The sequence below is a fragment of the Anaerotignum sp. genome, from assembly GCF_045122575.1.
GTDB lineage: Bacteria > Bacillota > Clostridia > Lachnospirales > Anaerotignaceae > Anaerotignum_A.
On record NZ_JBGVHV010000049.1, the window covers coordinates 1 to 9,219 of the forward strand.

Sequence of the window (9,219 nt, forward strand, 5' to 3'; positions counted from 1 at the left end):
ATTTTTCCAGACCCTTGCCGTTTTTGATATTTTCCAGCAGAAGTTCCTTTCCTTCTTCTTCCGTTTTCACCCTGCCTGCCAGAAGGAGCATATTTGCACCGAGGGTCAAAGAAACTTCCAATAAATCTCCGCCCACGTTGCCCTTCAGCACTTCCATGGCTTCCATCACTTCCAGACTGTTGCCGATATACATGCCCAGGGGCTGATCCATACCGCTGATGACCGCCGTCACCTTTCTGCCCACATGTCTGCCCATATCCGCCATGGCAATCGCCAGTTTTTCCGCACTTTCCAGATCCTTCATAAAGGCACCGCTGCCGCATTTCACATCCAGCACAATACCATCGGCACCGGCTGCAATCTTTTTGGACATGATGCTGGCTGCGATCAGAGGGATGCTGTCTACCGTACCCGTCACATCGCGCATGGCATAAAGCTTTTTATCTGCAGGGGTCAGGTCGTCGGTCTGGCTCATCAGTACGATGCCGCTTTCTCTGGCAAACTGCAGCGCCTTTTCCTCCGTCACATCCACCCGAAACCCGGGGATGGATTCCAGCTTATCGATGGTGCCGCCGGAAAAGCCCAGCCCGCGGCCGCTCATTTTCACCACAGGTACCCCCACAGAGGCTACCAGAGGCGCCAAAATCAGCGTTGTGGTATCGGCCACACCGCCGGTACTGTGTTTATCCACCTTAAAGCCATCCACAGAAGAAAGATCGAACATCCCGCCGGAGTTTGCCATTTCCATGGTCAGACAGGCCGTTTCCTCCGCATCCATTCCCTTTAACAGGATCGCCATCAGCAGGGCAGAAATCTGATAGTCCGGCAAAGAACCATCCGTTACACCTTTTACAAAAAAGGTAATTTCTTCTGCCGTCAGTTTTCTGCCGTCTCTTTTTTTAATAATAATATCCACAAAATTCATTATGAACCTCCTCTCAGGAGCGATTTGCCTCTTTTTCTTATTATTTTATCATAGAACTCGCCGAAAGGAAAACAATTCGTAGGGCTTCGCCCTACTCATGTGCTTTGCTCCGCAAAGCTACTTCCATTATCTGATATGGCCTGCCCTGCAAGCAGTTCATTCAATATCAGATTTACGAAAAAGTTTTCTCCGCTTCTGGTAAAACGAAAAAAGGACATCCATTTGGATGTCCTTAAATTCTCACTTTAAATTACAGGCTGTTTACCAGTCTTGTCAGTGTAGATTTTTTTCTAGCAACTGCGTTTTTGTGGTAGATGCCTTTGATGTATGCTCTGTCGATTGCGGAGATAGCGCCTTTCAGAGCTACTGCAGCTACTTCTTTGTCGCCTGCGTTTACAGCAACGATAACTTTTTTCATAGCTGTTTTAACCTGAGATTTGATCATTTTGTTTCTCAGTGTTTTTTTGTTGATAACTTTGATTCTTTTCTTAGCGGATTTGATATTAGCCAATGTAATTTCCTCCTAAATAATAATGATTTTGTGGTTTTCTGCGGATACTTTTCAAAATATCCCTTTTTCTACTTACCATTAACCACCTTGAGGGCTGCTCCCTCCGACACGGCTGAGGTCTTTTTTTACGCTCTCTCGAGCACCTCTGGTTAACTCAACAGATATATTCTACCTTATGAACTCAAATAAGTCAATGAATACTTTTCAAAAGTACGAAAAAAAATAATCAAAAATCAGAAAGGCTGTGAAAAAATGAACCAATCCGATCAAACAAATGCTCCCATTTCCTTTTCTGTCCGCACTGATCTGGCCATTGAAGCCAGAGAACTGGCTCAGCAGAACGCCGCGGAAGCCGACCGGCTGGAAGGCGTGGAAGTCAAAACCAAGGAAGATCCTGATTATTTTCTGACCCATGTGCGCATCCTTTCCGAAGAAGGCAGCCGTCTCATGGGCAAGCCTAAAGGAGATTATATCACATTGGAGTCAGAAAAGCTAAAGGAAAATGATGTAGAATGTCACGAAAAAATCATCAAAATTTTGGCAGAAAATATTCGTTCTCTTGCAAAATTCGACAAAAACGACTGTATTCTGGTGGCAGGGCTGGGCAACTGGAACATCACTCCCGACGCCCTTGGGCCAAAGGTTGTCTCCAAAATCCTCGTCACCCGCCACCTGCAGGGAACGCTTCCCGAAGAAATTGAAGAAACCGTGCGCCCCGTTGCCGCCGTCAGTCCAGGGGTCATGGGCATCACAGGCATTGAAACAGGGGAAATCCTGAAGGGCATCGTCGATAAACTGCGACCTTCTCTCCTGATCGCCATTGACGCGCTGGCTGCCCGTCGTTCCAACCGTATCAACGCCGCCATCCAGATGAGCAATACCGGCGTTGCCCCCGGTGCAGGGGTAGGCAACAAACGGATGACGCTGGATCAGGAAAGCCTCGGCATTCCCGTCATTGCCATCGGCGTGCCGACGGTTGTAGATGCTGCCACGCTGGTCAACGATACCATGGACAGGATTCTGGAAGCAATGCTGCAGCAGACAGAAAAAGGCTCCGCCTTCTATCAGACCCTGCAGTCTCTGGAGCAGGAGGAAAAATATCAGATGATCGCCGATATTTTAGGCCCCTATACGGGCAATATGTTCGTCACCCCCAAGGAGGTGGATGCAGTGGTAGACCGTCTGGCAAATATCATCGCCAACGCCATCAATATCGCCGTCCACCCCGGTGTCACCATGACAGATATCAATAAATACACCTGGTAAAGCGCAAATCCACACCTTGAAAGACTGAATGCATAAGAAAAGCCCGGACAAAAATCCGGGCTGTTTCCACATATAAAATTACAGTGCTGTTGCTGCTTCGATCAGTTTCAGTTTCATGGCACTCAGCTTATCAGACAGGTCAACGGGAACGATATCGGGGTTTTTCAGACGTTTCTGTTCTTCCCACAGAGTTTCTTTTTCCTGTTTGCAGTATGCCTGAATGTCCATGGTTTCGGGACATTCATATACCAGTTTGCCGTCTACGAAAACAGGTACCAGCAGTTCTCTCAGTTTAAATGTACCTGCAGGCAGCTGCATGCTCTTCCATTTTGCATTTGTATCATAGATATGCAGATCCATATCTTCTGTAAATACTTCTTCATCCAGAGCCAGCAGGTCAGCTTTGATCTTGCCTGTTTCCTTATCATAGATACGAACAATCTTCTTGATCCCGGGATTTGTTACTTTTTCCACATTGTTGGACAGTTTGATCTTCGGTTCGAAATCACCGTTTTCATTTTCTTCCGCTGCCAGTTTGTAAACGCCGCCGAAAGCAGGACAGTCATCGGATGTGATCAGTTTTGTACCAACGCCCCACAGGCTGATGGTGGAACCCTGCAGCTTCAGGCTGGTGATCAGGTTTTCATCCAGATCGCTGGATGCAGAGATCACTGCATTGGGATAGCCCGCTTCATCCAGCATCTGTCTTGCACGTTTGGACAGATATGCCAGGTCACCGCTGTCCAGACGGATGCCGAAACCTTTTTCGGGCAGGATACCTTTTTCCTTCATTTCATCAAATACCTGAATCGCATGGGGTACCCCGCTTTTCAGTGTGTTATATGTATCCACCAGCAGGATGCATGCATCAGGGAACAGATTCGCATAAGTACGGAATGCTGTCAGTTCATCAGGGAAACTCATAACCCAGCTGTGGGCATGGGTACCTTTGACAGGAACGTTGTACAGTTTGCCTGTCAGCACATTGCTGGTTGCAGTACAGCCTGCGATCACAGCAGCTCTTGCACCCAATGTACCGGCATCGGGACCCTGCGCACGACGCAGACCGAATTCCAGAACGGGATCGCCCTGCGCTGCATGCACCACGCGGGAAGCTTTTGTGGCGATCAGGCTCTGATGATTGATGATATTCAGCAGTGCTGTTTCGATCAGCTGTGCTTCGATGATAGGTGCCTTGATACGCATCAGAGGTTCATGAGGGAATACTACAGTGCCTTCGGGAACTGCATACACTTCCCCCGTAAAACGGAAATCTTTCAGATAACCGATAAAACCTTCGGAAAAAATATTCAAGCTTTCCAGATATGCGATATCTTCTTCGGAAAAATGCAGTTCATCCAGATATTCGATGGCCTGCTGCAGACCCGCTGCAATCGCATAACCGTTGCCGCTGGGGTTCTTTCTGTAGAACAGATCGAATACGACCTGTCTGGTCTGTGCGCCTGTTTCATAGTAGCCCTGCATCATCGTCAGCTCATATAAGTCTGTCAGCAGTGCAAAGTCTCTATCTTTCATTTTAAAAATCTCCTTTTTAAAGCATGCCAGGCTGTCGTTTTTATACTTTTTGAACACATCCTGTCATGTCCTTCATCATTTTCCTGAATCGTTTTGTAAAAAGTATAATTATAATTGATTTGATTATACACAGATTGTCCAAAAAAAGCAAATCCTTTCTGCGTTTACACCTGTTATTCAGGGTTTTACAACTGTCTTGTCATATTTTTCCACTGCATTCTTCCTGTATACAACATACTTTTGTTTTTCATGAAAAAAGGCTTTACAAGGCATTTTTCTGCGGCTATAATGGTCTGGTAATTGTATATTGAAACACTGTGATGGAGACAGTATGTATCCTCAAACTGACCCCAGAGAGTCGGAAATTGGTGAGAACCCGATGTCAGGGAAGATGCAGAATATCACTCCGGAGTGGCAGACCGAACGGAAATCCTCAGTAGACTCTGCCGTGGCCCGCGTTAAGGGAAAGCATCATGATGGTGATGTGTTGAGTTGGATGGCATACTTTGCTGTCAAATCAGGTGGTACCGCGAACCTTTTCGTCCTGTGTGGATGGAAAGGTTTTTCTTTTTCACTAAAAACAAAAGCGGAAAAACCGCACCATCATACCATCTTACAAAAGAGAAAACAAAAAAATGCACCAAAGAATATAACATTATCATTTTTAAGGAGGAATTTACATGTACGACAAAGTCCCCAATAACATGAACTTCGTCGAAAGAGAACTTGTTGTTGAACAGTGGTGGAAAGACAACGATATCTTTGGCAAAAGCATCAAAGCAAGAGAAGGCGCACCCGTATTCACATTCTACGATGGCCCCCCTACAGCAAATGGTATGCCCCACATCGGTCATATCCTGACTCGTGCCATCAAAGACCTGATCCCTCGCTACAAAACAATGAAGGGCTACAAAGTTCTGAGAAAAGCCGGCTGGGATACACACGGCCTGCCCGTAGAACTGGAAGTTGAAAAACAGCTGGGTCTGGACGGCAAAGAACAGATCGAAAAATACGGCGTTGAACCTTTCATCGCAAAATGTAAAGAATCCGTATGGAAATACGAAAAAGAATGGCGTAACGTTTCCGACCGTGTTGGCTTCTGGGCTGATATGGACGATCCTTACGTAACATATCATAATGAATATATCGAATCCGAATGGTGGGCACTGAAACAGATCTGGGACAAAGGCCTGCTGTACAAAGGCCACAAAGTAGTTCCCTACTGCCCTCGCTGTGGTACAGCCCTGTCTTCCCACGAAGTAGCTCAGGGTTATAAAGATGTAAAAGAAACATCTGCAATCGCAAAATTCAAAGTAACAGATCAGGAAAACACATACTTCCTGGCATGGACAACCACACCCTGGACACTGCCTTCCAACGTAATCCTGTCTGTAAACGCAAAAGAAACATACGCAAAAGCAAAATATCAGGATTATTATGTAATCATGGCTGAAGCGCTGATGGAATCCGTTCTGGGCGAAGGCAACTATGAAGTTGTAGAACGCATGAAGGGCGGCGACATGGAATACATGAAATATGATCCCCTGTTCGACTTCCAGCCCAACGGCGAAGATTTCAAAGGCTACTTCATGACATGCGACGACTACGTTACACTGACAGACGGTACAGGTATCGTTCACACCGCTTATGCTTACGGTGAAGATGACTACCGTGTATGTAAAAAATACGGCGTAACATTCTATCAGAACGTAGACACAACAGGTCATCTGAATGAACTGGCTGGTCCTTTCAAAGGTCTGTTCGTCAAAGACGCTGACCCCGTTGTTCTGAAATATATGGAAGAAAACGGTTCCCTGTTTGCGGCTCTGCCCTTCGAACATAACTATCCTTTCTGCTGGAGATGTGACACACCTCTCTTGTACTACGCAAGAAGCACATGGTTCATCGAAATGACAAAACTGCGTGACAGACTGGTTGCAAACAACAGAACCATCAACTGGTATCCCGATAACATCAAAGAAGGCCGTTTCGGTAACTTCCTGGAAAACGTAATCGACTGGGGTCTGTCCCGTGAAAGATACTGGGGTACACCACTGCCCATCTGGGAATGTGAATGCGGCCACAGACACACAATCGGTTCCATCGCTGAACTGAAAGAAATGTCCCCCGACTGTCCCGAAGAAATCGAACTGCACAAACCCTTCATCGACGCGGTTCACATCACATGCCCTCAGTGCGGCAAGCTGATGACTCGTGTTCCCGAAGTAATCGACTGCTGGTTCGACAGTGGTGCAATGCCTTTCGCACAGTGGCACTATCCTTTTGAAAACAAGGAAATCTTCGATGCAAACTTCCCTGCAGACTTCATCTCCGAAGCCATCGACCAGACTCGCGGCTGGTTCTATACTCTGCTGGCAGTCTCCACTCTGCTGTTCGACTGCGCACCCTTCAAGAACTGTATCGTTCTGGGTCACGTTCAGGATAAAGACGGCAGAAAGATGTCCAAACACATCGGTAACGTAGTTAACCCCAACGAAGCACTGGGCAAACAGGGTGCTGACGCGGTTCGCTGGTTCTTCTACGCAAACTCCGCTCCTTGGCTGTCCTCTCGTTACTACGACGACGCAGTATCTGAACTGCAGAGAAAATTCATGGGTACACTGTGGAACACATACGCATTCTACATCCTGTATGCAAACATCGACAAATTCGATCCCACACAGTACAAACTGGAATATGATAAACTGGCTCCCATGGACAAATGGATCCTGTCCAAACTGGAATCCCTGAACACATTCGTAGACGACGCTCTGGCAGGCTACAAACTGACAGAACCCGCTCGTGCAATGGCTGATTTCATGGATGACCTGTCCAACTGGTATGTAAGAAGAAGCCGTGAAAGATTCTGGGCTGCAGGCATGGAACAGGATAAAGTAAATGCCTACATGACTCTGTACACAGTTCTGGAAACAGTTGTGAAACTGGCTGCGCCTTTCACACCTTTCATCTCCGAAGAAATCTACAGAAACCTGGTAGGCAAAGTAGACGCAAACGCACCTGAATCCGTTCACCTGTGCGACTGGCCCGCACACCATGCAGAATGGGTAGACGTAAACCTGGAAGCAAACATGGACTTCCTGCTGAAAGTTGTTGTAGAAGGCCGTGCAGCTCGTAACGCAAGCGGTATGAAGAACAGACAGCCTCTGGCTATGATGTATGTAAAAGCAGAAGAATCTCTGCCCGAAGAATATCTGGAAATCATCAAAGACGAACTGAACGTAAAAGCAGTTTCCTTCACAGATGACGTAGAAGCATTCACAACATACACATTCAAACCTCAGCTGAGAACACTGGGTAAAAAATACGGCAAACTGGTTCCCGCAATCGGTGCTTACCTGAAAGAAGTAGACGGTTCCGCATTCATGGCTGAACTGAAAGCAAACAGCAAAGCTGTATTTACTCTGGAAGGCGAAGAAGTTGTTCTGGAAATGGACGATGTACTGGTTGACACAGCCGAAAAAGGCGGTTTTGTATCCTCCACAAACAACAACGTAACAGTTGTTCTGGATACAAACCTGACACCTGAACTGGTAGAAGAAGGTTTCGTTCGTGAAATCGTTTCCAAAGTTCAGACAATGCGTAAAGAAGCTGACTTCAACGTAACAGACCGCATCAAAGTTTACCACGACGGCAATGCGAAGATCGCTGAAATCCTGGCTGCAAACGACATCAAAGACGACGTTCTGGCAGATGAAGTAGTAGCAGGCGCAGGCGGCGAACTGTCTAAAGAATGGAACATCAACGGTGAAAAAGTAACTCTGGGCGTAGCTCGTGTTTAATCTCTTAACCGTAAAAATCCAATAAAAATAACCCCCGGAAAATTTCCGGGGGTTTTCTTTTTTTCTTTTCGCAGAGCTCTGCCCTACAACCCGCAAGGGGATAATCCCCTTGACCCTATTGGCAAAACCATATATGGTTTTGCCAATAGGGTTTTTAGGGAGTGACTCCCTAAGCAGGCGTTTGAGGACAGCGTCCTCAAGACTTATTTACCGAAACCTCTGTAAAGGAATGTCACGATCTGAGCTCTTGTGCAGGTCTGGTCGGGAGAGAATGTGGTTACACTTGTGCCGCTGGTGATACCTTCGGCCACTGCCCAGTCCACAGCTTCTGCGCTGACATCTGCAAAGTTCGCTTTTGCCGCATCAGGACTGCCTGCGTATTTCCACATGAATTCCACTGCCATTTCTCTGGTACAGGGCGCATCAGGGTTAAATCTCAGGCCATCTGCCATGCCCTTTTCCGCCGCCCATGCAACGGCTTTGGCATAATACATATTCTGGTTTACATCTGCAAAAGATGCTGTTCCACGAGGAGCAGGAGAACCTGCCGCACGCCACAGGAATGTGATGATCTGTCCTCTGGTACAGGTCTGATCGGGTGAGAATGTGTTACTGCTTGTGCCGCTGGTAATATTCTTATCTACCGCCCAGTCCACAGGCTCGCAGTAATATGCGCCTGTTCTCACATCAATGAATTTAGAAGGCTCCACATATTTCCCGGTGGAAACAGGCAGAGAGATTTTCACAGGCTCGATCCTATCCTGACTATAGTCAGGACCTCTTCCCAATGTCAGTTTTGCACCATCGCCAATTTCATAGCCAGTATTGTCACCACAGGCCCACAGGCTGCCATCTTTTTTCAGGATCAATGTATGCAGATCACTGCTGACCGCTGCCACATCATCCATCACCTTTGTAGGGGATGGCATCTTTCCGTTGTAGAAATGGAAATTCTCGTTATATTTGATACTACCCTTTGTGCCAACACCTAACACACCATGGGTGCCATTACCCCATGCCCACAGGCTGCCGTCTTTTTTAATCGCAAAAACAGAAGTGCCGCCAACACCTGTTTCAACAGAAGCCACATTGTCCATGATCCGATAACCGACCTTATCATTGGGTTCATTATAGTCGCTCGCATATCCCTTGCCAAGCTGACCATACATATTATCGCCCCA

General features: G+C 46.9%; 6 protein-coding genes and 1 other annotated feature. Of the genes, 2 read left to right on the plus strand and 4 right to left on the minus strand.

The features are described from left to right. Both ACJMLT_RS02285 and rpsT read right to left on the minus strand, forming a co-directional pair. Positions 1 to 925, minus strand: a 925-nt coding sequence (locus tag ACJMLT_RS02285) for a thymidine phosphorylase (protein ID WP_405725963.1), incomplete at its 3' end; no start/stop codon positions are given. Positions 926 to 1,175: 250 nt separating this feature from the next. Next, complete coding sequence (rpsT, locus tag ACJMLT_RS02290; protein WP_405725966.1) at positions 1,176 to 1,436, minus strand: 30S ribosomal protein S20; 261 nt, start codon at positions 1,434 to 1,436, stop codon at positions 1,176 to 1,178. Between the two features lie 252 nt (positions 1,437 to 1,688). Here rpsT and gpr point away from each other — a divergent pair, with 252 nt between their 5' ends. Then, on the plus strand, positions 1,689 to 2,702 hold the full coding sequence (gene gpr / locus ACJMLT_RS02295; protein ID WP_405725969.1) for a GPR endopeptidase: 1,014 nt from the start codon (positions 1,689 to 1,691) through the stop codon (positions 2,700 to 2,702). A 78-nt stretch (positions 2,703 to 2,780) separates the two neighbouring features. Here gpr and ACJMLT_RS02300 read toward each other — a convergent pair whose 3' ends face one another. Beyond that, entirely contained in the window at positions 2,781 to 4,238 is a 1,458-nt protein-coding gene (locus ACJMLT_RS02300; RefSeq protein ID WP_405725972.1) for a nicotinate phosphoribosyltransferase, read from the minus strand. Between the two features lie 308 nt (positions 4,239 to 4,546). Continuing rightward, positions 4,547 to 4,788: a binding site (T-box leader), on the plus strand. A gap of 130 nt (positions 4,789 to 4,918) precedes the next feature. On the opposite strand from ACJMLT_RS02300, the gene ileS reads away from it, so the two are divergent. Further along, positions 4,919 to 8,038: an isoleucine--tRNA ligase gene (ileS, locus tag ACJMLT_RS02305; RefSeq protein ID WP_405725975.1), complete on the plus strand. Its 3,120-nt coding sequence runs from the start codon at positions 4,919 to 4,921 to the stop codon at positions 8,036 to 8,038. A 203-nt stretch (positions 8,039 to 8,241) separates the two neighbouring features. On the opposite strand, the gene ACJMLT_RS02310 is transcribed toward ileS, so the two are convergent. Next, positions 8,242 to 9,219, minus strand: a 978-nt coding sequence (locus tag ACJMLT_RS02310; protein ID WP_405725978.1) for an S-layer homology domain-containing protein, incomplete at its 5' end; no start/stop codon positions are given.